The sequence below is a fragment of the Streptomyces sp. NPDC030183 genome, from assembly GCF_055573455.1.
In genome coordinates this window covers 158,586-184,330 of sequence record NZ_JBVIBK010000007.1, presented here as the reverse complement: position 1 = coordinate 184,330, position 25,745 = coordinate 158,586, and the positions used below count along the sequence as shown (strand labels likewise).

At 69.7% G+C, this 25,745-nt stretch carries 15 protein-coding genes; 4 read left to right on the top strand and 11 right to left on the bottom strand.

Features of this window, described 5'->3' with window-relative positions:
- Nucleotides 1-129: 129 nt before the first annotated feature.
- The 3 genes from ACZ4Z2_RS10775 to ACZ4Z2_RS10765 form a co-directional block, all read right to left on the bottom strand.
- Nucleotides 130-882 carry a GntR family transcriptional regulator gene (locus ACZ4Z2_RS10775; protein WP_468074477.1) on the bottom strand — a complete coding sequence of 251 codons (753 nt, stop codon included), beginning with the start codon at nt 880-882 and terminating at the stop codon, nt 130-132.
- A 147-nt stretch (nt 883-1,029) separates the two neighbouring features.
- A complete protein-coding gene (locus ACZ4Z2_RS10770; protein WP_468074475.1) occupies nt 1,030-2,232 on the bottom strand; it encodes a DUF4190 domain-containing protein in 1,203 nt (400 codons plus the stop codon).
- A 184-nt stretch (nt 2,233-2,416) separates the two neighbouring features.
- Entirely contained in the window at nt 2,417-3,982 is a 1,566-nt protein-coding gene (locus ACZ4Z2_RS10765) for a S8 family peptidase (protein WP_468074473.1), read from the bottom strand.
- Between the two features lie 267 nt (nt 3,983-4,249).
- Here ACZ4Z2_RS10765 and ACZ4Z2_RS10760 point away from each other — a divergent pair, with 267 nt between their 5' ends.
- Complete coding sequence (locus tag ACZ4Z2_RS10760; protein WP_468074471.1) at nt 4,250-5,356, top strand: threonine synthase; 1,107 nt, start codon at nt 4,250-4,252, stop codon at nt 5,354-5,356.
- A gap of 9 nt (nt 5,357-5,365) precedes the next feature.
- Here the strand turns inward: ACZ4Z2_RS10760 and ACZ4Z2_RS10755 are convergent, their stop codons facing one another.
- Complete coding sequence (locus ACZ4Z2_RS10755; RefSeq protein WP_468074469.1) at nt 5,366-5,848, bottom strand: MarR family winged helix-turn-helix transcriptional regulator; 483 nt, start codon at nt 5,846-5,848, stop codon at nt 5,366-5,368.
- A 51-nt stretch (nt 5,849-5,899) separates the two neighbouring features.
- Between ACZ4Z2_RS10755 and ACZ4Z2_RS10750 the strand changes: the two genes are divergently transcribed.
- The gene (locus ACZ4Z2_RS10750; protein WP_468074467.1) at nt 5,900-6,352 is read left to right on the top strand and encodes a nuclear transport factor 2 family protein; all 453 of its coding nucleotides are present in this window, start codon (nt 5,900-5,902) and stop codon (nt 6,350-6,352) included.
- 57 nt (nt 6,353-6,409) lie between these two features.
- Here the strand turns inward: ACZ4Z2_RS10750 and ACZ4Z2_RS10745 are convergent, their stop codons facing one another.
- Complete coding sequence (locus ACZ4Z2_RS10745; protein WP_468074465.1) at nt 6,410-7,240, bottom strand: SDR family NAD(P)-dependent oxidoreductase; 831 nt, start codon at nt 7,238-7,240, stop codon at nt 6,410-6,412.
- 155 nt (nt 7,241-7,395) lie between these two features.
- Here ACZ4Z2_RS10745 and ACZ4Z2_RS10740 point away from each other — a divergent pair, with 155 nt between their 5' ends.
- Nucleotides 7,396-8,352 carry a LysR family transcriptional regulator gene (locus ACZ4Z2_RS10740; RefSeq protein WP_468074464.1) on the top strand — a complete coding sequence of 319 codons (957 nt, stop codon included), beginning with the start codon at nt 7,396-7,398 and terminating at the stop codon, nt 8,350-8,352.
- On the opposite strand, the gene ACZ4Z2_RS10735 is transcribed toward ACZ4Z2_RS10740, so the two are convergent.
- Complete coding sequence (locus ACZ4Z2_RS10735) at nt 8,349-8,522, bottom strand: hypothetical protein (protein ID WP_468074462.1); 174 nt, start codon at nt 8,520-8,522, stop codon at nt 8,349-8,351. The two genes, ACZ4Z2_RS10740 and ACZ4Z2_RS10735, sit on opposite strands and share 4 nt — an antisense overlap.
- A 264-nt stretch (nt 8,523-8,786) precedes the next feature.
- Here ACZ4Z2_RS10735 and ACZ4Z2_RS10730 point away from each other — a divergent pair, with 264 nt between their 5' ends.
- The gene (locus ACZ4Z2_RS10730; protein WP_468074460.1) at nt 8,787-10,067 is read left to right on the top strand and encodes an acyltransferase family protein; all 1,281 of its coding nucleotides are present in this window, start codon (nt 8,787-8,789) and stop codon (nt 10,065-10,067) included.
- A gap of 66 nt (nt 10,068-10,133) precedes the next feature.
- Here ACZ4Z2_RS10730 and ACZ4Z2_RS10725 read toward each other — a convergent pair whose 3' ends face one another.
- From ACZ4Z2_RS10725 to ACZ4Z2_RS10705, 5 genes are all read right to left on the bottom strand, one after another.
- Nucleotides 10,134-10,715: a hypothetical protein gene (locus ACZ4Z2_RS10725; RefSeq protein ID WP_468074458.1), complete on the bottom strand. Its 582-nt coding sequence runs from the start codon at nt 10,713-10,715 to the stop codon at nt 10,134-10,136.
- Nucleotides 10,716-10,730: 15 nt separating this feature from the next.
- A complete protein-coding gene (locus ACZ4Z2_RS10720; RefSeq protein WP_468074456.1) occupies nt 10,731-17,573 on the bottom strand; it encodes a polymorphic toxin-type HINT domain-containing protein in 6,843 nt (2,280 codons plus the stop codon).
- A gap of 26 nt (nt 17,574-17,599) precedes the next feature.
- Nucleotides 17,600-18,208: a hypothetical protein gene (locus ACZ4Z2_RS10715; protein WP_468074454.1), complete on the bottom strand. Its 609-nt coding sequence runs from the start codon at nt 18,206-18,208 to the stop codon at nt 17,600-17,602.
- A 275-nt stretch (nt 18,209-18,483) separates the two neighbouring features.
- The gene (locus tag ACZ4Z2_RS10710) at nt 18,484-18,855 is read right to left on the bottom strand and encodes a hypothetical protein (RefSeq protein ID WP_468074452.1); all 372 of its coding nucleotides are present in this window, start codon (nt 18,853-18,855) and stop codon (nt 18,484-18,486) included.
- Nucleotides 18,852-25,703, bottom strand: coding sequence for a polymorphic toxin-type HINT domain-containing protein (locus tag ACZ4Z2_RS10705; RefSeq protein WP_468074450.1), 6,852 nt, complete (start codon nt 25,701-25,703; stop codon nt 18,852-18,854). Before ACZ4Z2_RS10705 ends, ACZ4Z2_RS10710 begins: the two co-directional genes overlap by 4 nt.
- Between the last annotated feature and the right edge of the window lie 42 nt (nt 25,704-25,745).

Below are 25,745 nucleotides of genomic sequence, written 5' to 3'. Positions count from 1 at the left end.
TGTTCGGATGCCCCCCGAACGCCACGGCGACTCCAACTTCCCTCAGGCACAGGCCACTTGACCCATGCCCGCGTCACCGTCCGATACACACGGAATCTATGGATTTCCCCTACGGGCGGACCGCGCCGCTCACTTGACCGGCAGGTGGTAGGAGACCCGGTACCGGTCCGCGGGAACCACCACGTCCGCCGTCTCCACCGGGCGGCCGGAGGCGAAGTACGTCCGCTGCACGACCAGGACGACATGTCCGGGGACGCCGCCGAGGGCGAGGAGTTCCTCCGCGAGGCCGGGGCGGGCGCCGACCTCCTCCGTGACGTTGTCCACGATGATGTCGATGGCGGCCATGCGCTCGACGACTCCCATCCCGCCGAGGGGGCCCTCCTCGGGCAGCATCACGGGGGTGCGGCCGGTGAGGGCCAGGGGCTCCCAGGAGGTGGAGATCATCATCACCTCGCCCGCGTCCCGGAAGGTGTACTTCGTGCACATCACCCGGTCGCCGGGCTGGATGGCCAGCCGCTCCGCGATCGCGCCGCTCGCCTCGACCTGCTCGCTGCGGGAGTCCCAGGTGCCGCGGGCGGCGGCGTCGGCCTGCTCCTGCCGGAAGGGCGTGGCCCCGCCGACCGGACGGAACCCGGAGCGGACCACCCGGCGCGGCACCGGCCGCTCCCGCACATAGGTGCCCGATCCGGAGCGGCCCTCGACCAGACCCTCGGCCATGAGCACCTTGCGCGCCTCCAGCGCGACCGTGTCGGAGACGCCGTACTCCTCGCGGATCCGTGCCTGGGAGGGAAGACGGGTGTGCGGTGGCAGCGATCCGTTCACGATCTTCTTGCGGAGATCACCCGCGACACGCAGGTACGCCGGCTGCTCACCGAAAGTCACTGGCCGCTCCCATCAGGCTGTACAGACAGCAACAGCCTGGCAACCGTGGGTTGTGCCATGCAAGCAAAGGCCAAGGAATCACTCGATGTGATGACATGTGCCCGGGGAAGCCTTTACGCAGGCACTTTCTCCCCGCTATGGGCGTCCTCACACCTGCGCGCGGGGCTCGTCCCTGCCGTCGCCCTCGCCCGTGTCCCCCTCGTCGCCGATCTCCGGAGTGGTGGCCAGCCCCAGAGCCTCGCGCGCCGTGACCGCCTTCGGGCCGTCGGTCAGCCGGTGCGCCCTGTCCCAGTGGTCGCTGAACTCGTCGGCGTCCTTCGCGTCGGCGGCGCCCTGCCACTCCTCGCGGGCCCTGTCCAGGGCCTCGGCGTAGGCGGTGACCGCCTTCTCGGCGCCGGGCTCCCAGTGGTGCGCCCGCAGGGCCGCCGCCTGCTCCTCCAGGGCGTCCACCACATCGGGCGCCCACGCCTTGTGGGCGGGCAGGTCGTCACTGACGTAGTCGGTGTCGGGCAGGCCCTCGAAGGCGTCGTTCAGGAGGGCGTCGGCCTGCAGGAACGCGAACTGGTCGGCGTCGAGGGTGGTCTCGTCCCGCCGCAGCGAGCCGGTCAGGCCCGCCTCCGCGTCCTCGTTGCCGAACACGCAGGCCACCTGGCGGTCGCCCTGCCGCCAGCTCTGCCGGGTGGGCGTGAAGTAGTACACGTCGACATCGGCCGGCATCGCCCAGGTGTCCATGACGTATGCGCCGGACAGGTCGTAGCACCGGTCGTCGGCGGCGTCCTCGACCTCGTCGTCGCCCGGGTACTCCCCGTCCGGCAGCCGGAACTCGGCGAACACCTCGACGTCGTGCCTCACTTCGCAGGGCACAGCGTCGACGCCGTAGGCGTAGCCTCCCAGGGACCCGTCCGGCACGTCGAAGCACTCGCCCTTCTTCACGGAGAAGGTGGTGCCCGCGCCGCTCGCCGCGTCCCGGAAGCCGTCCCACGCGTCGCGCGCGCCGCCCGTGGTGAGCGCGAGCGTCATCAGCAGCGCGCCGATCGCCGACAGTGCGATCCCGGCCACGGCCATGCCCTTGCCGCGCTCCCCCTTCCGTTTGATCTGCACCAGGGCGAGGACACCGAGGACCAGACCCGCGCCCGGCAGCAGGCACACGACGCCCAGGACGAGCGCGGCGATCGCGAGCCCGTTGACCGGCGGGACCGGCCGCGCCGCCGGGTGGGCCCGGCCCCACGCCTGACCCCAGGGTGGGGGCGGTGCGGGGTAGGGCCGCCCCGGCGCGGAGTGCGGCTGCCCCGGAGGCGGGTACGGGCCGCCCTGGGGCGGCTGGGCCCCGGGGGGCGGGGGTGTGGCCACGGGTCGCGTGCTCCTTGCGCCGGAGAGGGGAACTGGCGTACGACTGTCGTACGGCTTGGCGCATGGTAAGCACGGGTCGGGCGGGGGCGACACACGGGGAGCGAACCCAGGGGGTCGCGCGTCCGTCGGTGTCACCCCCGCCCACCCGGCGGTCGAGCCGGGGACCGGAACGGTCAGGCGGGGCTCAGAACTGGAGCGCCCACGCGTCGATGCGACCCGTGTCCTGCGCCGCGTTGTCACTCACCCGGAGCTTCCAGACCCCGTTGGCGACCTCCGAGGAGGCGTTCACCGTGTACGTGGTGTTGATGTTGTCCGCGCTTCCGCCGGTGCCGTACGCCTTCAGCGTGTACGCGGTGCCGTCGGGAGCGACCAGCTGCACCTGGAGGTCACCGATGTAGGTGTGGACGATGTTCACGGGCACGCTGAGTGAGGACGGCGCGTTGCCGGAGACACCGCTGACGGTGATCGGCGACTCCGCGGTGGAGTTGTCGTTGACCGCGTAGTCGGCCGTGTTCTCGAAGCGCGGGCCGGGCGGCGGCGTGGTCCCTCCGCCGCCCACGTTGAGCAGACGGTTGGGCGAGCCGGTGCCGGGGCTGGTGACGACTCCGGTGGTGGCGGCGTTCACCAGGGCGGTCTGGACGGCCGCCGGGGTGGCGGTGGGGTTGTCCGCCAGGTACAGCGCGGCGGCACCGGCGACATGCGGGCTCGCCATCGACGTACCGGAGATGGTGTTGGTCGCCGTGTCGTTGGTGCGCCAGGCCGAGGTGATGGAGGAGCCGGGGGCGAACAGGTCCAGGACGGTGCCGTAGTTGGAGTAGCTCGCCTTGGCGTCGGAGCTGGTGGTGGCGCCGACCGTGATGGCCTCCGTGACCCGGGCCGGGGAACGGGTGGAGGCGTTGGTGGTCTCGTTGCCTGCCGCGACGGCGTAGGTGACGCCGGAGGCGATGGAGTTCCGGACGGCGGTGTCGATCGCGGAATCGCCCGGGCCGCCGAGGCTCATGTTGGCGACGGCCGGCTTGACGGCGTTGGCGGTCACCCAGTCGATGCCCGCGACGACCTGGGCGGTGGTGCCCTGGCCCGAGTTGTTCAGGACTCGGACGCCGACGATCGTGGCCTTCTTGGCGACGCCGTACGCGGTGCCGCCGACGGTTCCGGCGACATGGGTGCCGTGGCCGTGGCCGTCCTGGGCGGTGTTGTCCTTGTCGACGGCGTCGTAGCCGTCCTTGGCACGGCCGCCGAAGTCACTGTGCGTCACGCGCACGCCGGTGTCGATGACGTACACGGTGACGCCCTCGCCCGCGGTGTCGTCGTAGCTGTAGCTCTGGTTGAGCGGCAGCGCCGACTGGTCGATGCGGTCCAGGCCCCAGGAGGGCGGGTTGGGCTGGGTCGCGGAGATGCGGACGATGCGGTTCTGGACGACGGAGACGACGTTCGGGTCGGCGGCGAATCGTTTCGCCTCGGCTTCGGTGGCCTCGACCTCATAGCCGTTGAGCGCCTTGGTGTACGTGCGCTCGATCTCGGCGCCGTACCGGTCGGCCAGGGCCCTGCCCTTGCCGGAGCCGGCCCGGGCGTCCGCCTTCAGGGTGACGATGTAGCTGTCCTTGACGGCGTCGGCCGAGCCGGCGTACTGGACGCGGCCCTCCGGCGCGGCGGTGGCGGGGAGGGCGGAGACGAGACCGGAGGCGAGCGCCGCGGTGGCCGCCGCGCTGATCACGGCCAGTCTTCGCCGGTTCTGACGCATCACTGCCATCTGAGGATCCTCCTCAATCGGTGGTGCGCTGGTGGGGGATGACGCACGCACACACGCGAACGCGGACGCGAAGAAGGGCACGAAAAAATCATGCCCATGTCAAACATCGGCGGGGTTCCTGTGCGTCAGCCGAAAGATTGATGCCTCTGAAGGAATTGCACAAGGCCCCTGCACACACGGAACGACGGCCGCGTCACGGGGTCATGCCACTGCCATGACACACCGTCATACGACAGCCTCACCGACGGCTCCACTTACTCTGCGTGCATGACACCTCTGCCGGATCGCTTCTGCCCGACGGACGGCACCCGCGTCCCCGCCGCCTCCCTCGCCTGGTGCTGCCCGACCTGCCGCGGTCCCCTGGACCTCGACTTCGCGCCCACCCCCGCGCCCCTCAAGTCCCTGGCCGGCCGGGTCAACTCCCTCTGGCGGTACGCCGAGTGCCTCCCTCTCGCCGCGCCGTCGATCTCCCTCGGCGAAGGCCGCACCCCGCTCGTCGGCCTCAAGGACGGCATCTCCGCGAAGCTCGACTACCTGATGCCGACGCTGTCCTTCAAGGACCGGGGCGCGGTCCTCCTCGCCGAGCTGGCGCTGCGGCTCGGGCCGAGCCGGGTCGTCGCCGACAGCAGCGGCAACGCGGGCACGGCGGTCGCCGCCTACTGCGCGCGGGCCGGACTGCCCTGCACGGTGTACGTCCCCGCCGGCACCTCGGCCAAGAAGCTGGAGCAGATCGAGGCGCACGGCGCACGCCTCCGGATCGTCGACGGCGACCGCGAGGCGGCGGCGACCGCGGCCCGTGAGGCGGCGGACGAGGAGGGCGTCTTCTACGCCTCGCACGTCTACAACCCCTACTTCCTGCACGGGACGAAGACCTACGTCCACGAGTTGTGGGAGGACCTCGGCGGCCGTCTCCCGGACGTCCTGGTCGTCCCGGTCGGCAACGGCACGCTGCTGCTCGGCGCCGCCCTCGCCGTCACCGAACTCCACGCGGCGGGCCTGATCGACCGCCGCCCCGCCCTGTACGCCGTCCAGTCGGCGGCCGTCGCCCCCCTGGCCCACGCCTGGGCCGAGGGCGCGGATGACCTCGTCGGCACCACGCCCATGGCGTCGACCCACGCCGAGGGCATCGCGATCCCGCGCCCGCCCCGGGCCCGCCAGATCCTGCGGGCCGTCCGCGACTCCGGCGGCAGGTTCCTCACCACCACCGAGGACCAGCTCCGCCACGCCCAGCACGACCTCGCCTCCCAGGGCCTGTTCGTCGAGGCGACGGGAGTGGCCTGCTGGGCGGCCGTACGGGAGGGCGCCCTCGGAGGCCGCTCGGCGGTGGTGCCGTTGTGCGGGGCGGGGTTGAAGTCGGGCGTGGCGAAGGGCTGAGAGCAGGGCCTAGCGGGGTGGTCTTACCTCGCGGCGTTGGACGGCCGCGGTGCCGCCGAGGTCGTCGAGGAGGTCGGCGAGCAGGGCGCGGGCGGCGTCGAGGGCCTGGGCGCCGAAGCGCTGCCGGAGGCGCTCCTCCAGCGCCGCCCGGGCGCGACGGGCGGCGGCGACGGCTTCCTGACCACGTGGGGTGAGCGTGACACGCCGGATGCGGGCGTCGAGAGGGTCGTGGAGGCGTTCGGCGTAGCCGAGGCGCTCCAGTTCGGCGACCGCCTTGGAGGCGCCCTGCTGGGTCATGTCGAGCTTCCCGGCCAGGTCGCCGATGGTGGGCCGGGCGTGGAGGAGGTGCTGGAAGACATAGCCGTGGGACATGCGCAGGTCGGGGAAGCCGGCGCCGGCGAGTTCGTCCTGGACGGCGGACGCGGCGGCGAGGCCCACGAAGAGGGCGAGGGTGCCGGTGTCGAGGTCGTGCGGGTCGAGTGGGTGCTGCATGGGCCCACTCTGCCATTGAACAACCTTGGTTGTGCAACTACGGTTGTGGATATGGCGAGATTCCCTGAGCACCCCGATGTCCGCACCGCCGTCCGCTACCACGAGGCCGTGTCCCGCTTCGCACCGGACGAGGAACTGGCCGCCTTCTTCCACCCGGACGCGGTCCACACCCAACTGCCCAACGCCCTCTTCCCGGACGGCACCGTCCGCCGCCTGCCGGACCTGGTCGCCGCCGCGCGGCAGGGGCGCGCGCTGCTCGCCGATCAGCACTTCGAGGTGATCAACGCGGTCGCCGCCGAGCCCCAGGTCGCCCTGGAGGTCACCTGGTCCGGCACCCTGGCCGTCCCCGTCGGAGACCTGGCCGCGGGGCAGGTGCTGCGCGCCCACATCGCGGCGTTCCTGGAGTTCCGCGAGGGCAGGATCATCGCGCAGCGCAACTACGACTGCTACGAGCGGCTCCACGCCACGGAACCGTCCGGGGAGGGCGAGGAGGGGACGGCCTGAACCGTTCACCCACTGACGCACCGACTCACTCGGTCACCCGGTCACCCGGTCACCCGGTCACTCGTCGAACGCCGTCGCGCGCGTGCGCTTCTCCCAGGTCAGGACCTCCTCGCGCACGCCGTCCAGGTGCTCCAGGATCGTGGTCACGCTGTCGTCCCCGAGCGGCAGCCGCAACGGGGTGCGCTCGGCCTCCAGCGCGGCCAGGATCAGCGCCGCCGCCTTGGCGGGGTCCCCGGGCTGCGTACCGTCCCCGCCCTCCACGAACCCCCTGGTCGCGTCGACCTTCCCGTACACCCCGCTGTCCGCGCTCACCCCCGCCCGACCGTTTTCGAACAGCGCCGTGCGGAACGCGCCCGGCTCGACGATCAGCACCTTGATCCCGAACTCGGCCACCTCGTCCGCGAGCGCCTCGGACATGCCCTCCAGCGCGAACTTCGTGCCGCTGTACGCGGAGAACCCGGCGAACGACCCCTGACCGCCCACACTGCTCATCTGCACGACGGCTCCCGAGCGCCGGTCCCGCATGGACGGCAGCACGGCCCGCGTCAACGCGGCCGGCCCGAACACATGCAGGTCGAACAACGCCCGCAGCTCCGCGTCGGTGGTCTCCTCGAAGGCCCCCACATGGGTCCGCCCCGCGTTGTTGACCAGCACGTCGATCCGCCCGTGCCGTGACAGCACGTCCCGTACGGCGGCCTCGGCCGCCGCCGTGTCGGTGACGTCGAGGGCGAGCGCCTCCATCTGGTCGGGGTACGCGGCCACCAGGTCGTCCAGCGCGCCGGTGCGCCGGGCCGCGCCGATCACCACGTCGCCGTCCGCCAGCGCCGCCTCGGCGATCGCCCGCCCGAAACCGCTGCTCGCCCCGGTCACCAGCCACACCTTGTTCATGACGCTCCCCGTTTCACGCTTCGTGTTTCACGCTTCGTGTCTCATGCTCATCCGCGGCCACTGGCACCGATCCGCGCCGGTGGCTGCTCTGACACCGCCAAGCCTGCGGCGAACGGTGGTTGTGCGTCCAAGACCTTCGGTGATAGCCGATGGTTATGACCATGGACGTACACGGCCGGGATCTGCGGTACTTCGTTGCCGTCGCCGAGGAACTGCACTTCACGCGCGCCGCCGAGCGCCTCTATGTCTCCCAGCCGGCGCTGAGCAAGCAGATCCGCGCGCTGGAGCGCCAGTTGGGGGTGGAGCTGTTCCGGCGCGAACGGCGGGGCGCGGCGCTCACCCCGGCGGGCGCGGCGCTCCTGCCGTACGTCCGGCGGGTGTTGGCGGCCTGGGAGGAGGGCGCGGCGGCGGTCGAGGAGGTGCGCACGGCGCAGCGGAGCACGCTGGTGGTGGGGATGAGTACGAGTCCCGGCCGCGGGGGCCTGCTCCCCGCCGTCCGGTCCCGTTTCACGGCGGCCCACCCGGAGGCCGTGATCCGGCTGCGCCAGGTGAACTGGGAGGACCCGACGGCGGGTCTGGCGGACGGTGACGCCGACCTGGCGTTCATCTGGCTGCCCGTCCCCGACCAGGACCGTTACGCGTGGACGGTGATCGCCGAGGAGCCCGTGCAGGTGGCCCTCCCGGACACGCACCCGCTGGCCGGCCGGGCCGAGATCGACTTCTCCGACCTCCTGGACGAGCCGTTCCTGGCCCTGCCCGAGAGCACCGGCCCGCTGCGCGACCACTGGCTCGCCCTGGACGCCCGTGACGGCCGGCCGCCCCGTGTCGGCGCGGAGATCTCCGGCACGGAGGAGACGTACGAGGCCCTCGTCGCGCGCCTCGGCATCTGCCTCGTCGCCACGGGCAACGTGCCCCTCCTCACCCTGGGCGGCGTCACCACCCGCCCCGTGCGGGGCGTCCCCCCGAGCCGCTACGTCCTGGCCTGGCGCAAGGAGGACGCCCGCCGCCCCCTGGTCCAGGCGTACGCGGCGGCATGCCGGGCGGCGACCCAGGGCGGACCCGAGGTGACGGGCCGCGCCGAGGGCCCTTCTGATGGGTCTCCGCGGCTCTAGAACGCCACGAACCACAACAAGGCGAGTGCCCCCGCCCCGGCTGCCGTCATCAGCATGTTGCTCCGCTTGTGGCCCAGCCACAGCAGCAGCACCGCGGCGGCGACCGCGAGCACCCGCGCCTCACCGTTGAACACGAGCAGCACCCCGAGAACCGCCAACGCGACCCACATATGTCCCCCTCCCCCGGCCTTCCGGCCCCCTCCTCAAGAGCTGCCCGGGCGGCGAGATCGACATCCCCCGAACCACCACGAGCCGGACAAGACGCCGGACACCGCCCTTCGGGACCCGCGGGGGCAGTGGGGGTCGCGCGGTGGCGGCCCTCCTCGCCAGGAGTGCCGGCACCCGTGGAGGATGGCGGGGCGAGCCCGCAGTCCTCGCCGCCGGCGGTGACAGCCGGGCTGAACACCAGGGAAAGGCCGCACGTGAGAACGGGTATGACCTCTTCACTCCCCGCGACGCCCCGGCCGGCCGCGTCCGGTGCGTCGCGGCTCGGCTGGCTGGACGCGCTGCGCGGTATCGCGGCGCTCGTCGTGGTGTTCGACCACTCGTCGTACTCCTTCATGGCGGAGTTCCGACGGGAGCTGATGCCGGAGTTCAACACCAGCCGCTACGGCATCATGGTGTTCTTCCTGGTCAGCGGCTACATCATCCCCGCGTCCCTGGAGCGCCGGGGCTCGGTGGGAACCTTCTGGACCGGCCGCTTCTTCCGTATCTACCCGCTGTGCGCGGCCGTCGTCGCCGGTCTTGTGCTGGCCGACCATCTGGGCGTGGCGGAGATCCGTGAGTTCCACGGCCAGAGCCTCGCCTCGGTGGCGGTGGCCCATCTCACCCTGTTCCAGGAGCTGTTGGGCACCCCCAACCTGCTGCTCGTCCTGTGGACGCTCTCCTACGAGATGGCCTTCTACCTGCTGGTCGTCGGGCTTTTCACGGTGCGTCAGCACCGGCGGTCCGGCGCGGTCGCCGTCACCCTGGCGGGGTTCGCCGCGCTGAGCGTGGCGGCGGGGTTCGCCCTGCCGGCGTCGGCGCTCTCGGAGGAGTTCGGCACCGGTCGGCTGATCGCCATCGCGGCGGTCGTGATGGTCGTCGCCATCTGCTGCGCGAGCACCGGGTCGGCCGTGCTGCGGGTGTGCGGGGGCCTGCTGGGCGGAGGGCTCGCCCTGGCCCTGGTCGCCCTCAACGGCACGGTCCCGGTGTGGGAGGGGCTGGTGATCCTCGCCGTGATGTTCCTCGGTACGGCCGTGTACCGGGCCGACACCGGGCAGAGCAGTTGGGCGTGGGCGGGGTGCGCGGCGGCCCTGGTGGTCGCCTGCGCGGTCGGGAGCGCGTATGTCGACGGTGACGGTGGGCACTTCACCCGGCGCGCGTGGATCGTGTCCTTCCTGCTGGCCGTGGTCACGTTCGGCATCGGGCTGGCGCTGCGCCGCCGGCGGATCCCGCGTCTGCTGACGTTCCTGGGCACGATCAGCTACTCGGTCTACCTCGTGCATCCGCTGCTGCTGGCGGTGAGCGACGGCACGATCGGCCGCCGCCGCCACGACGACCTCGTCCTCGAAGTGGCCTTCTACGCGGTGCTGTTGCCGGTGTGCGTCCTGACGTACTACTGCGTCGAGGCACCGGCCCAGAAGTGGGGCCGACGTCTCAGCCGCCGCCTGACACGCCGCGACGCCCCGGACCGGGTGGGGTCCGGGGCGTCGTCCGAAGTGGCGCGGGTTTAGATCCGCTCCTCTGCCGCAGGAAGCCCCGCCGCACTCGGGCGGGGCTTCCCCTTTTTGTGCTTGTTCCTACCTGGCGAGCCAGGCCAGTGTGTCCTCGTTCTCAGCGGCTGATCGGTAGGGCTTCCCGACGCTCAGACGGGCGACCTCCCGGAGAGACCGCACACGGGCAGGCTCGGGGAGAGCCGCGGTGCCGATGCTGTCCTGCCACACCGTTCCCTGCACGAAGACCGATCCGTCGAGAGCGGCCATGACGAACGCGGGGAAGCCGTATCGGCTCCCGGTGACACCGGCCGCACAACCCGCGCCCATGATGTCCCAGTCGTCCAGGAGCTCGACAAGCCCCCAGACGCCTTCGACATCCGTCTCGTCGACCGCGTCGGGGCGCGGCATGCTGACCGAGAGCAGGAACTGGCGGTCGGCGGAGAACAAGCCGCACTCCGTCGCCAGTTCGAACCAGCCGGCGTTCGCCTTCGGAACCCGGGCGGGGTCGTCGAGCGCGGCGGTCCGGTCCCGGCGGCCGTCGTCGGGGTGGCATGACGTGACCATCCCGGCGATGTAGGGAGGGATACCCGTTCCACGCCTGAAGCCCAGGAAACGCAGACCGGCGTCCTTCATCGCCTGCGTCAGCATCTCGGTATTCACGGCCATGTACCTCCTCCCACCTCAGTCGCAGCCAGGGATGTTCATGAGCTTTCCGTAGAAATGCCCTGCCCCCTTGGCGTTCCCCTTCGGGCCCACCCACCTGTACTGGCCGTTTTTCTCGAGGATGCGGTAGTCATTGTTGTTCGGATCCGGCGCATAGATCTTCGCACCCACCCACCAGTTGTTTCTCCTGTTGTTCTCATGGTTCTGGAAGAAGTCCAAGGAGCCGTCGGGGTTTCTCCGCTGCTGCAGCGTTCCGTCCTTGATCTGCTGCACACCGCGCAGAATGACGTTCGGCGTCGCCGGATTGTTGCCGGCATTGTGAACCAGGACCGGCGTCTCGCCCGCCAGCACATAGTACGTGTGCATGTCGGCCACGGTGAGGTTGTGCACGGTGGCCGACTCGGTCCAGTGGCGGATGCCGGTGATCCGGACCACGGCTCCGGACGGGGTGGCGAGTTCCTCGCCGACCGTCAGGTCCGTGGCGTCCACCCAGGCACCGATCTCCGGCACCCAGAAGGGGTGTTCGGCTGTCGCGGTGATCGAGGTGGCCCGCTTCCCGCCGTCGGTCTCCACCGACAGCGTGAGCTTGACCAGGTGCTTCCGGCCCTGGCCGAGGATCTCGGCAGTGACCGTCTTGACCTCGGTGCGGCCGGTCTTCGGGTCCCTCGCGAGGACCTTGTCCCCGGCCTTCACGTCCTCGATGGCCTTGGTCGTGCCGTCGGCCATGAGGACCTGGGTGCCCGGAACGAAGCTGTTGCAGGGCGTTGCACCCCGGCGACCCATGCCGGCCGCGCCGCCCAGATAGGCCATCAGCCCCGTGTAGACGATCTCCTTGATGACGTTGCCCCGGGCGACGGCCGCGGCCTTCTCGTTGCATTCGTCGGCGTTGTAGACGCAGTAGGTCGCCGCGATCTCCTTGGCGGTCTCGACGTCGGCGACCTCACCTCGTTTGTCCATGCCCAGCACGTAGAGGTACGCCTGGCGGCAGCCCTCCCGGCCGAAACACGCCTGACCCTTCTCAGCGCTCTCGTAGACCGGGTTGTCCCAGAAGTCGTTCGAGAACTCCCCGATCATGCTTCTGGAGAAGTAGTCCCCCAGTCTGTCGATGTCGTTCGACACCGGGGTGTTCGCGGCCACCCAGTGCTTCTTCGCCGCCTGGGATCGCTTGTAGATGTTGCCGCGGCGGTAGTCGGTCGTGCCCGACTTCGCGTCGTAGCCGACCTCCTTCTGGGTCTTCTTGCTGCAGTACTTGAGGTCGTACTGGCAGGAGTTGGGCTTGGAACCGATCTCCGTGCCCGCCGGGTCGGAGTGGGTCAGCGGGTTGTTGTTGGCGTAGGTGTAGCCGTGCATCTGCTGCGGGTCGCTGTCGGTGAAGACCGGGTCGACCGACAGGAAGCGGCCCAGGTCGGGGTCGTACTCGCGGGCCCCGAGGTGGGTCAGGCCGGTGGCCTTGTCGATGGTGCCGCCGACGAAGCCCCTGGTGCCGGCGAACGAGGTCGGCCGGGTGCCGCGCGGGCCGCCGAAGGGCAGGGTGCGGCGCTGGTTCAGGGCCTGCGTGGTGGCGTCCACGGACAGCTGGGCCGTGCCGTGGTGGTCGGCCAGGGTGAAGGAGATCTTCCCGTCGTTGGCCTGGACGGCGGTGTGACCGCCGCCGAGGTCGAAGTAGCGGGTGGCCTTGGGCGCTGTGGACCCCTTGGCCAGGGTGATCTCCGTCGGGCCGAGGTACAGCGTCGTCTCGGTCGGCGTCCGGCCGATCAGCCGGTTGCCCGCCGAGTCGTACAGGTACTCGGTGACCTTGTCGCTGCCGCCCTCCACGGGTTCGGTGACCTTGGTCAGATGGCCCTCGGTGTCCCAGTCCAGCGTTTGGGAGGTGCCGTCGCTCAGCACTCGGGTGCGCGTGTTGCCGGCGTCGTCGTAGGTGAAGCTGTCGCGGGACTTGACGGTACCGACGGTGTTGTCCACCGAGGTCAGCGCGTGCGGGCGCACGGCACCCGGGTCCGGGTAGTGGTACTCCCGCTTGGTGTCGGAGCCGCCCGACGTGGTCGCGTGCTGGGTCTCGGTGAGGCGGTTGCCGACCTTGTCGTAGGTGTAGGACGTCCAGTACGGGGCCGGTCCGCCCACCGCGTCCGGGGCGGGAGTGGCGACACAGCCGGTGGTCGACTGGGCCCAGGCCTCCTTCACCCGTCCGAGGTGGTCGTAGCTGAAGCACTGGTTGTCGGTGCCGGAGCGGGAGGTGTCGGAGACGGACAGGACATTGCCCGCCTCGTCGTAGGTGTAGGTGTTGAGCTGGTCCACACCCGCGATGTCCTGGCGGTCCACCCGCGAGGTGGCCAGCCGCTGGGTGCCGAATTCGTAGGTGTTGGTCTCGTACGTCGCCTTGCCGCCGTTCGCTGCCATGGAGTACTGCAGCGGCTTGCCGGTGAGGCTGTACTTGGTGCTCGCGGTCAGGTTCAGCGGGCCGCTGAGCCCGACGGGCCGCAGCGTGCCGTCCTCGTAGGTGTAGGTGACCGTGTTGGCGGCCAGGTCACCGGCCTTGGGGTAGCCGACGCCCTCCACGGCGCCCGACGCCTTGTACGTGGTCGCCGAGAGGTAGGTGCCCTGGAGGTCCCCCTCGGAGGACGGGATGGTGACGGAGGTGCGCAGCGGGCGGTACAGCCGGTCGTAGGCGACCACGCTCGACTTGTACTCCTGGCCGCCGCTGAAGCGGGAGCTGGAGGCGAGCTGCCCCTTGGCGCCGCTGATGGTGTCGTAGACCCACTTGGCGCGCAGCGTCCCGGACGAGGAGGTGTCCCGCATCTCGGTCTTGCGGCCCAGGCCGTCGTAGACGTACGCCAGGACACCCTTGGCGTTCCGGGAGAGGGTCAGCAGGGACCGGTCGTCGTACTCCAGGTGACCGGCGCCCTTGTCCGGGTCGGTGGTGTCGGTGAGCCGGCCCATCAGGTCGTACGTCCACGTCCAGGCGTTGCCGGCCGGGTCGGTGACCTTGGTCAGCTCACCGCGCGGCGAGTAGTCGTACGACGTGGTGTCGTAGGCGGCGTCGGCGGAACGGGAGTGCAGCAGACGCAGTTCGGTGGTGCGCCCGCGGGCGTCGGTGACGGCGGTCTGCGCCGTGCCGCCGACGGGTGGGATGACCGTGGTGCGGTCGCCGCCGTAGAGGGTCTTCGTGACGCCGAGGACCTTTCCGCCGTCACCGTTGCCGGCGATCGCCTTCACCTCGGTCACCCGGCCGAGGCCGTCGTAGGTGTACCGGTTCTGGGTCTCCACGCTCAGCGCGTCGGCGGGCTTGAAGAGCGTCGTCGACGGCGCGGCGGTGATGTAGTAGGTGGCGAACTCCTTTGCCTTCAGGCCGCGTTCGTCATAGAAGGTGTCCGCGAGGAGTGTTCCGCCGTCCGGGCCGGGGGCCTGCGTCTGACGGGGGCGGAGGAAACCGTCGTACAGGGCGTACGAGGTGTCCTGCGCACCCGAGTTGCCGATGGTCTTCGTCCCCACCGCGACCGGCTTGCCGTCGGTGATGGTGTAGGTGAACTCGCTGCTCGGGGTCTGGCCCGTCGTCCGGTCCGGCAGCCACACCTTGGTGACACGACCCAGCGCGTCGTACGCGTAGGTGGTGACCTTGCTGTTGGTGTCGGTCTCGGTGAGCGGCAGCCCGCGCAGCGCCTCGTAGGTCGTGGTCGAGGTCTGGGCGGTGGTGCTGTCCCCGGCCGTGGCCGGCGGGGTGGTCACCGTGCTGCTCGTCGTGAAGCCCGTGGTGGGCGTGTACGCGGTGGTGGTGGTCCGGCCGCCGCTGCGGGCGGTGCGGGTGAGCACGCCGGAGGAGGTGACCGTGACGTCGGCGGTGAGGTCGGTGGTGGTCAGCGCCCGGCCGTAGCCGTCGAAGGTGGAGCTGGACTCCAGGTAGACCGCGGTGGTGCCGTTGTACGTCTTGAGCTTCGCCACCCTGGTGGCGTCGCCCTTGGTCGCGGCGGCGCCGTAGGCCCCGCCGTCGTAGGCGGTGCGGATGTCGGAGATGACGTCGGCGGGACGGCTGGGGGTGACGTCGCACGCCTTGGCGACGGTCTCGACCCGGGCCGGGGTGGCCAGCGGCACGCTGCCGGCGACGTAGGTGGTGCGGGTGCACTGGTTGTCGGCGGCGGTCGTCGTGTCGCCCAGGTCCTCGCTCTGCACGACCAGACCCGTGGCGGGGTCATGGGTGTCCGAACCCGAGGTGGTCCGCCACTTGGTGCCCGCGCCGTCGTCCAGCGAGGTCCAGGACTTTGTGGAGGCGGTGCCGGTGAAGTTGGCGGTGACGGTGCCCCAGTCGCGGACCTTCTTCGCGGTCTCCTTGTACCAGGGTCGGTTCACCGTCTTCCCCAGGACCTTGCCGCCCGGCCCGGAGTAGGTGACGGTCTTGTACGCGAACCCGGCCTGCGACTCGTGGTCGGTGATCGGGTCGCCCTCGCCGTCGCCCAGGGTGACGCTGACGGACTTGGTGCCGCCCGAGGGGTCCTTGCGGTCGCCGTCCATGCCGCGCAGGAAGTACGAGTCGGTCTGCGTCCTCATGGCCGTGGCGCCGCCCTGGCCTCCCGTGCGCACCCGTACGTGGCCGTAACCGCGCCACTGCGACCAGGTCCGCAGCTTCGCCTTGGACATGCCGTCGTCATCGTCGTAGTGCCAGGCGGCGCCGTCCAGGTAGTCGTACTGGGTGACCTGGTCGGGCGAGCCGCCGGTACGGTCGGTCGCGGTGACCGAGTGGACGACGTACTTGTTGAACCACTGCAGCTCGGGGTCGTCGCTCGAACTGCCGCCGATGTACTGCGGGAAGCAGCGGGTGGTGTTGGTCTGCGGAGTCGGCAGCGCGTCGAAGTCGCAGACGGGGGCCGAGTAGTTGACGTCGATCTGGCCGCCGGAGTCGTCGGCGATCGTGGACAGCCGGGACTTGATGTACGGGGCGTAGCCGTCACCGGTCCTGTCGAGCCGGTTGGCGAGCTGCTTGTAGGCGAAGGTCGTCTTCGGCAGGGTGATCGAGGACGTGCCGTCATGACCGGTGCGCTGCACGGAGTCGAGCAGCAGCTGGTAGTCGGTGTCGGCCATGCCCCAGCGGTGCGTCAGCTTCCACGAGTCGACGTTCTTGTAGCCGCTGCCGTCGTACACCTCGGTGGCGACCTCGGTGAGGCGCTTGCGGGTGAAGAACGCCGGGGAGTACCGGCCGTTGTCGCAGTCGGTGCCCGCCTCGCAGTTCAGGTCCCACGGTGTGTCGTACCAGTACTGGGAGCCCGTGGAGATGGACGAGCAGGTGGTGGAGCCGTCGGCGATGCACCGCTCACTGCTGGTCAGGTCGACCTTGGCCAGCGCCTTCGCGCTGTACATGGCGGAGGACTTCAGCCCGTACTCGACGCGGTCCAGGGTGCCGCCGCGTACGTACGGGGTGTCGTCGGCGGCCTTGAGGTTGCGGCCGTAGGAGTTGGTCTCCTTGTCGTAGTAGTACGCGACCGCGTTGCCGCGCCGGTCCACGACGTAGTCCAGGTTCCAGCGCCAGCCCTGCTGGCACCAGGACGCCGCGAACGTGGAGGCGTTGCAGGGCTCGTCGGCGTTGTTGCCGAAGACCGGCACCGTCCACGTCGAGTCCGTGGTCTCCTTGCCGTCGGCCCAGCCGGGCAGCCGGTTGTAGCCGAAGTAGTACCGGGTGCCGTCGGGGGTGGTGACGCGCCAGTACTCGTCGTTGCGGGCTCCGTTGGACCGCACGTTGTCGCTGGAGCCGTAGAGCCGGTCGACCTTCGTGCCGTCGTCGTTCTGCAGCTTCCAGGAGTTGGTGCCGTTCGGCACCAGCTCACCGCCGGAGCCGTTCAGCGACAGGGTGGCGTTGTCGTACGCCCAGCACAGGTCGCCCGGCTCCTTCCCGTCGGCGTTCTTCGCCCCGTCCTTCTCACAGCTCTTGTAGCTGCGCTCGATGAAACCGGGCGCCAGGTCGAAGCCGTCGCCGACCCAGGACGCCTGGTTGTTGCTGTTGCCGGTCCGGCCGTCGACACCGCCGGACGAGTACGACAACCCGACCTGCGGCGTCAGCCCGCCGGGCACCTTGGGCACCCCCATGTCGTACGCCCAGGCGAACGAGCCGCTGCTCAGGTCCGTGTTCCAGGTCGAGGAGGCCGACAGGGAGGTGGCCTTGTAGTCACCCTTGTCGCTGCTCGCCGAGGTGGTGGCCGCCAGCACGGTCGCCGAGCCGGAGCTGAGGGCGACCGACTTCGCGGTCAGCGTCTGCTTGTCGGCGTTGTTGACGGTCTCCACGGGCCGCGCGGTACGGCACTGCTTCTTCCGCGGTGTCGTCAGGGCGCAGGCGGGCAGCTGGACGAAGGTGAGGCGGGAGGCGTAGTTGCCGCCGTAGAGGCCGGCGAAGGAGGAGTAGTCGAGGGCGGCGCGGACCTCTCCCCCACGTGTCCCACCGTTCTGACGGGGTGCCAGGGTGACGACGGGGCCGTCCACGCCGGTCTCGCGCGCGGCCTTCCTGGACAGGACACGGACGGTGTAGCTGCCGTCCGCGGCGTCCTTGGCCCTGGTGCCGCGGGTGTCCAGGGTCAGAGGGGTGCCCTTGACGCGGGTGGTGTCCTCGCCCAGGGTCACCGTCGCCGCGGTGGCCTTCGGCCAGGCGGTGGCCGGGGCCTCGGCGGGGGTGCGGGGACCCTTCATGACCTTGCGCGGCACCGCCTTGCCCGCCGGGCCGCCGGCGACCGGCTTCTCCGCCTTCGGCAGCGCGGGCTTGTGCCATGCCTGGGCCACGGCGGGAGCACCCGCCGCCTGTATGAGGGTGCCGGTCAGCACGGCGGCGGTGGCCAGGGCCACCTGGCGCCATGGCCTGCCTGTTCTCCTGCGTTGCCTTGCCTGCATCGCTCTTGTTTCCTCCCGTTTATTGGTCACTTCTGGGCACCGAACTGACGGATTTTTTCCACTTGCGCGGTGACCAGCTCATCCGGAATATCGGCGGACTTCTTCCCCTCCGCTTTGCCCGGTCTGGTGAATTTATGGAACATCGCGACCGTAGTGCCTTCCCGTAGCACTACCACCGTGTGGGGAACCTGGATGTTGAAACCGTCCGGAGACGACACGACTTCGACCAAGCGCAACGAGACGGAACGGTCCCCGTATCCAGGGTCGGGCCGCACGTCGACATCCTCGAACGACCTCTCGCCTTCCTTGAAGTCGGTACATTCATCAGCCGCAGTTCTGAATTCCTGCACCACCGCTTTAGCGTCGCCGACCTTGTGCGATGCGAGAGTCATGACCGCACCGCCGCCCGCTCCCTTTCGACTGAACATCCGCTGGATCCGCGCATGAGCCGCGTAGGCGCTGGTACTCCGCCCCAGAGTCAGGGCAATCGCACTGCACTCGACGGGCTCTGCTCTTCTCTCGGAAGGGAGCGCACTCATCGGCACCCTGCCGAACCACTCGAACCCATCACCCTCACCCAACGCCACCCGATGCAGATCCGCCTCGGTCCACGGTGAGCGGGGCGTGCTGTTCACCGAGGACTTCTCGCCCTCGGAAGTCCCACTTGTCTTCCCGGTGCCCTCCCCGCACGCGCTGACAAGAATTGCGACAGTCGCCGCGGTCACCGTGCACATGATTCCTGATCTACGCAAAATCTTTCCTTGGTCCGAAGTTGGATCCTGAGTGCGTGAGCGAACCGGAGAAGGGGCCCTGGCAAGCGCGGGGACCAGCAGTCGGCGATGTCTGTCCTGCCGACTGCCGGTCCCTGTGGCTGTTCTATCCCTATCAGCGAGAAGAACCACCGCGTTCCTCAGTCATGGAGCTGAATAGACTGGTCGGAAGCGGTGACGGAAATTCGCCCGAAGTCGCCTGTCATGACATACAGGTTCCCTTCCACCTCAAGGGAGTCGATGGTCCCGTAGTCCAGCTCTCCAGTCGCGTCCTTTGCCGGCGGAGTCCCTTGCTCTGTCCAGTGCAGTTCCACTACCTGCGCGAACCGCAGAGTTCCTCGCTGGTAGCAGTGTCGTTCGCCAGGTGACGCGGGCTTGTGCTGCGGATGGTCGGCATGCAGGGCCAGATCCATCGTCAGGGTCAGGGCTCCTGGGCGTGCTTGGATGTCGAGCACATAACTCTCCTCCAAGTGGTAAACGGCCAGCCGGCTTACTTCCCTGTAGTCCTTCATGGCAGGTCCCATTCGATGGGCGTGTGGTTTCCGGGGCTCTTTCGCGTGACGGGATTTCCGAACGAGTCGATGCGCTCTCCGTCGGCGTTCCTCATCTCGACGTGCGGGTCACTGCTTCCTGGCGCTCTGCCAGTGCCCTTCTTGATGGTGAGCCGAAGGACGCCGTTCGCGTCACGGAACTTGATGGGGCCATTCGCCGTCTGACTGCGGACCCAACCGTTCGCATGCCCGAACTCCTCCAGTTGGGATGCCTTGGCGGCGCCATTTCTGGTGAGCTGCCCCATGGCGAAGTCCGCGTCATAAACGACACAGCCCGTGTTGTGGACGAGTACGGGTGTCTCACCGGCCAGCACATAGTACGTATGCAGGCCCGCCACCGTGAGGTTGTACGTCCGGGCCCGCTTCGTGAAGGAGCGGTTGGCCGTCACGATGACCGTGTCGCCGGTGTCGGTGAGCAGGGTCATGCCCGCGGTGAGGTCGCCCGCCTCGATCCAGTCCCGCTCGGACGGGGACCAGAACGGGTGTTCGTGGGTCGCCGTCAGCTTCTCGACGCCGTCCCCGGTGGCGATGGACAGCTCGTTGAAGTGCTTGTCGTCCTCGGTGACGATGAGGCGGGTCACCTTCCGGGGGCCGGACTCGCCGGTCTTGGGATCGGTGGCCATGACCTCGTCGCCGAGCTTGATGTCCTCGATGTCCTTGGTGGTGCCGTCGGCCATGAGGACGTCGGTGCCGGCCAGGAAGCACTTGCAGCCGCCCAGCGACCTGGTGACCCTTCCGCCCTTGCCGCCACCGAACGCCAGGGCGATCAGGCCCTCGATGACCTTGCCGCGCTCCCACGCCTCCGCGTCGTCGACGCACTTGGAGGCGTTGTCGAGGCAGTAGGTCGCGGCGATCCGCTTGGCCTTGGTGTAGTCGGCGTCGGTGAGCTTGCGGCCGCCACGGGTGGCCTGTGTCAGGAAGTTGTTGGCCTTGAGGCATGCCAGCCGGCCGAAGCAGGCCTGGCCGACGCTGCCATCGTTCTCGATGACCGGGGTGTTCCAGTAGTCACCGTCCGGTGCGCGGCCACTCGGCGAGTTCTCCTGGAACCACGCGTCGAGTTGATCCTGGTTCGTCGAAGCCGGCGCGTGCTGCGAGATCCACACGCTGTCGTTGTTGCTGCTCTTCTTCGAGGTGCTCTTCGGGGTGGTCTTGGACGCGCCCTCGTACCCGTCGGCCGTCGGCCAGCCCTTGCCGTCGTTGCAGCTGTCGCACCACAGGCCGGTCGGGTCGGAGAACGTCACCGGGTTGTTGTTGCTGTAGGTGTAGCCGTGCATCTGCTGCGCGTCGGTCAGGTCCATCACCGGGTCGACGCTGATGAAACGGCCGATCGACGGGTCGTACTCACGGGCACCGATGTGCGTGAGCCCGGTGACCTTGGTGTCGTCGGTGCCCCCGACGAAGCCCTTGGTGCCGGGCCAGTTCGCGGGCTGGGTGCCGCGGGGCCCGCCGAACGGCAGGGTGCGGCGCTGGGTGAGCTGCTGAGTGGCCGTGTCGACGGCCAGCTGGGACGTGCCGTGGTGGTCGGCCAGGGTGATCGAGACGCTGCCGTCGTCCTTCTGGACGCCCTGGTGGCCGCCGCCGAGGTCGAGGTAGCGGGTGGCCTTGGCGGTGGTGGAGCCCTTGGCCAGGGTGATCTCGGTCGCGCCGAGGTAGAGCGTGGTCTCGGTGGGGGTGCGGCCGATCAGACGGCTGCCGTCGGTGTCGTAGAGGTACTCCGTGACCTTGGCGCTGCCGCCCTCGACCGGTTCGGACACCTTGGAGAGGTGGCCTTCCGCGTCCCAGGTGAGGGTCTGGGTGTCACCGCTCAGGGTGCGTGTCCTGGTGTTGCCGGTCTCGTCGTAGCCGTAGCTCTCCTCCGCCGTGCCCGTCGCGTCGGTCGTGACGACCGAGGTCAGGGTGTGCGGCTGCGGGGTGCCCGCGTCCGGGTAGTCGTACGCGCGCTTGGTGTCCTTGGCCGGGTCGCCGGCGGGGTCGTGGATCGTCTCGTTCTGGCGGTTGCCCACCTTGTCGTAGGTGTAGGAGTGCCAGTACGGGGCCGGGCCGCCGAGGACACCCGCGCTGGGCGCGGTCGCGCAGCCGGTGGCGGACTGCGTCCACGCCTCGGTCATGCGGCGCAGGTAGTCGTAGGTGAAGCACTGGGTGTCGGTGCCGGAGCGGGAGACGTCCGACACGGACAGCACGTTGCCGGCCTCGTCGTAGCGGAAGGTGTTGTGCTGGTCGACGCCCGCGACGTCCTCGCGGTCCACCCGGGAGGTGGCCAGCCGCTGGGTGCCCCACTCGTAGGTGTTGGTCGCCCAGGTCTTCTTGCCCCCGCTGTTGGACAGTTCGTACTGCAGTGGCTTGCCCGTGAGGCTGTAGCTCGCGGTGGACTTCAGCCCCTGGCTGCTCGAGACGCCTGTCGGTCGCAGGGTCGCGTCCTCATAGGTGTAGGCCACCGTCGCCGCCGGCAGGGAGCCTGCCTTCGGGTAGCCGACGCCCTGGACCGTGCCCGATTCGTTGTACGTGGTCGCCGAGAGGTAGGTGCCCTGGAGGGCGCCCTCGGAGGACGGGATGGTGACGGAGGTGCGCAGCGGGCGGTACAGGCGGTCGTAGGCCACGACCTTGGAGCTGTAGGCGTTGCCTCCGCTGTAGCGGATGGACTCCGCGAGCTGCCCCTTGGCGCCGCTGACCGTGTCGTACACCCACTTGGCGCGCAGCGCGCCACCGGAGGAGCCCTCACGGATCTCGGTGCGGCGGCCGAGGTTGTCGTAGCCGTACCAGAGGACGGGGGACTCGGCGTCGGGACGGGCGTCGTCGGTCGTAATGAGCCGGCCCCGGTCGTCGTACGCGTTGAAGGTGGTGCCCTTGTCCGGGTCGACGGCCTTGGTCTGCCGGCCCAGCAGGTCGTACTGGTACTCCCAGGCGTTGCCCGCCGGGTCGGTGACCTTCTCCAGCTTGCCGCCCGCCGTGTAGTCGTACTTGGTGGTGTCGTACGCGGCGGTGGCGCTGCGGGCGTGGTGCCGGCGCAACTCCGTCAGTTGACCGCGGACGTCGGTGAGCTTGGTCGTGGCGATGCCTCCCACGGGCGGGACGACCGTGGTGCGGTCACCGCCGTAGAGGGTCTTCGTGACGCCGAGGACCGCTCCGCCGTCGCCGTTCCCGGCGAGCTGCCGCATCTCGGTCTGCCGTCCCAGACCGTCGTAGGAGTACCGGTTCTGCGTCTCGACGCTCAGCGCGTTCTCGGGCTTGAACAGGGTGGTGGACGGGGCGACGCTCGCGTAGTAGCTCGCGAACTCCTTCGAGACCAGACCGCGTTCGTCGTAGAAGGTGTCGGCCAGCAGGCTCCCGCCGTCCGGGCCGGGTTCCTGGGTCTGGCGTTGGCGCAGGAAGCCGTCGTACAGGACGTAGGAGGTGCGCTGCGCTCCGCCGTTGCCGAGCGTCCTGGTGCCGACCGCGGCCGGCTTGCCGTCGGCGATGGTGTACGTGAACTCGAAGGACGGGGTCTGGCCAGTGGTCCGGTCGGCCAGCCACACCTTGGACGAACGCCCCAGCGCGTCGTAGGTGAGGTTGGTGACCTTGGTGTTGGGGTCGGTCTGGGTCAGTGGCTGACCACGGAGGATGTCGTACGTGGTCGTCGAGGAGTGCGCCGTGGTCGCGTCACCCGCCGTGGCCGGCGGCGAGGTCACCTTCGTGCTGGTGGCGAACCCGGTGGCCGGCGAGTAGGCGGTGGTGGTCGTACGGCCGTCGCCGCGTGCCGTCCGGGTCAGTACCCCGGCGGCGGTGACCTTCACGTCGGCGGTCAGGTCGGTGCTCTGCAGGGGGCGGCCGTAGGAGTCGAAGGTGGCTCCGGCCTCCAGGTAGACCGCGGTGGTGCCGTCGTACTTCTTCAGCGTCGCGGTCGCGGTCAGATCGCCCTTCGTGGGCGCCGCGCCGTAGCCGCCGCCGTCATAGGCGGAGCGCACGTCGGAGATCACGTCCGCGGGACGGCTGGGGGTCGTCCCGCAGGACTTGGCGACCGTCTCCACGCGGGAGGCGTAGGTGAGGAGGTTGTCCGTGGTGTTGGTGGCGTAGGTGGTGCGGGTGCACTTGTTGTCGGTGGACTTGGCGTTGTCGCCCAGGTCGTCGACCTGGGTGACACGTCCGGCCACGGTGTCGTGCGTGTTGGCGAGCGAGGTGATCCGCCAGTCGGCACCTGCTCCGTCGTCCAGCGACGTCCAGGACTTGGTGTGCTCGGTGCCGGTGAGATTGGCCGTCACCGTGCCCCAGTCACGGGTCTTCTTCGCCGTCTCGTGGTGCCAGGGGCGGTTGACCGTCTTGGCCAGGACCTTGCCGCCCGGCCCCGAGAAGGCCACGGTCTTGTAGGCGAAGCCGGCCGCCGACTCGTGGTCGGTGATCGGGTCACCCTCGCCGTCGCCGAGGGAGACGCTCACGGACCTGGTGCCGCCGGAGCCGTCCTTGCGGTCGCCGTCCATACCGCGCAGGAAGTAGGTGTCCTCCTGCGTCCTCATGGCGGAGGCGCCGCCCTGGCCGCCGGTCTGCACGCGGACGTGCCCGTAACCGCGCCACTGCGACCAGGTCTTGTGCTTTTCCTTGGTCAGCCCGTCGTCATCGTCGAAGTGCCAGGCCGCGCCGTCCTTGTAGTCGTACGTGATGACCTGGTCGGGGGAGCCGCCCGTGCGGTCCGTCGCCGTGACCGAGTCGACGACGTACTTGTTGAACCACTGCAGTTCGGGATCGGCGGTGGAACTGCCGCCGATGTACTGCGGGAAGCAGCGGGTGGTGTTGGTCTGCGGGGTCGGCAGCGCGTCGAAGTCGCAGACGGGGGCCGAGTAGTTCACGTCGGTCTGGCCGCCGGAGTCGTCGGCGATCGTGGACAGCCGGGACTTGATGAAGGGGGCGTAGCCGTCGCCGGTCCTGTCGAGGCGGTTGGCGAGCTGCTTGTAGGCGAAGGTCGTCTTCGGCAGCGTGATCGCCGGGGTGGCGGTGTGACCCGTGCGCTGGACGGAGTCGAGCAGCAGCTGGTAGTCGGTGTCGGCCATGCCCCAGCGGTGGGTCAGCTTCCAGGAGTCGACGTCCTTGTAGGCGCTGCCGTCGTAGACCTGGGTGGCGACCTGCGTGAGCCGCTTGCGGGTGAAGTACACCGGCGAGAAACGGCCCTTGTCACAGTCCGTGCCCGCGTCGCAGTTCAGGTCCCAGGGGGTGTCGTACCAGTAGGCGGCGTCGTTGGCGATGGAGTCGCAGTCGGTCTGAGCGTCCGGGATGCAGCGCTCGCTGTTGGTGAAGTCGGCCTTGGCCAGCGCCTTCGCCGAGTACATGGCGTTGGACTTCAGTCCGTACTCGATGCGGTCGAGCGTGCCGCCACGGACGTAGCGGGTGTCGTCGGCTGCCTTCAGGTTACGGCCGTAGGAGTTGGTCTCCTTGTCGTAGTAGTAGGCGATGGCGTTGCCGCGCGCGTCGACGACGTAGTCGAGGTTCCAGCGCCAGCCCTGCTGGCACCATGACGCGGCGAACGTGGAGGCGTGGCAGGGCTCGTCGGCGTTGTTGCCGAAGACCGGCACCGTCCACGTGGAGTCGGTGGTCTCCTTGCCGTCCGCCCACCCCGGCAGACGGTTGTAGCCGAAGTAGTAGCGGGTGCCGTCCGGGGCGGTGACGCGCCAGTACTCGTCGTTGCGGGCTCCGTTGGACCGCACGTTGTCGCTGGAGCCGTAGATTCGGGCGACCCTCGTGCCGTCGTCCTTCTTCAGCTTCCAGGAGTTGGTGCCGTTCGGCACCAGCTCACCGGCCTTGCCGTTGAAGTTGAGGAAGGCGTTGTCGTAGGCCCAGCACAGATCGCCCGGCTTGCCGCCGTCGGCGTTCTCCACGCCCTCGTCGTCGCACTGCTTGTAGCGGCGCTCGATGTAGCCGGGCCACAGGTCGAAGCCGTCGCCGAGCCATGACGCCTGGTTGTTGGTGTTCCCGGTGCGCCCGTCGACGGAGGCGGAGGAGTACGTCATCCCGACGTTGGGCTTCAGGCCGCCGGGCACTTCGGGGACGGCCATCTCGTAGGACCAGGTGAAGTCACCGGTGTTGAGATTGGTGTTCCAGGCCGCGGAGGGGGAGAGCGGGCTGGCCTTGTAGTCGCTGCCGACGCTCTTGGTGTCCGCCACGGCGGCGAAGACGGTGGGGGCGCCGGAGCCGAGCGTGACCGACTTCGCGGTCAGCGTCTGCTTCTCGGTGTCGTTGACGGTCGTCATCGGCCGCGTGGTACGGCACTGCTTCTTCCGCGGTGTCGTCAGGGCGCAGGCGGGCAGTTCGACGAGGGTCAGGCGGGAGGCGTAGCCGCCGCCGTAGAGGCCGGCGAAGGAGGAGTAGTCGAGCCCGGCACGGACCTTGCCCGCGCGCCGGCTGCCGCCTTCACCGGGCGTCAGGGTGAAGACGGGGCCGTCCACGCCGGTCTCCCGCGCGGCCTTCCTGGACAGGACACTGACGGTGTAGCTGCCGTCCGCGGCGTCCTTGGCCCTGGTGCCGCGGGTGTCCAGGGTCAGAGGGGTGCCCTTGACGCGGGTGGTGTCCTCGCCCAGGGTCACCGTCGCGGCGGTGGCCTTCGGCCAGGCGGTGGCCGGGGCCTCGGCAGGCGTGCGGGGACCCTTCATCACCTTGCGCGGCACCGCCTTGCCCGCCGGGCCGCCGACGACCGGCTTCTCCGCCTTCGGCAGCGCGGGCTTGTGCCATGCCTGGGCCACGGCGGGAGCACCCGCCGCCTGTACGAGGGTGCCGGTCAGCACGGCGGCCGTGGCCAGGGCCACCTGCCGCCACGGCCTGCCTGTTCTCCTGCGTGGTCTGCTTGTCATGCGCGTCTGTTTCTCCCGTTGGGTGCTCCGCGGGCAGGACGG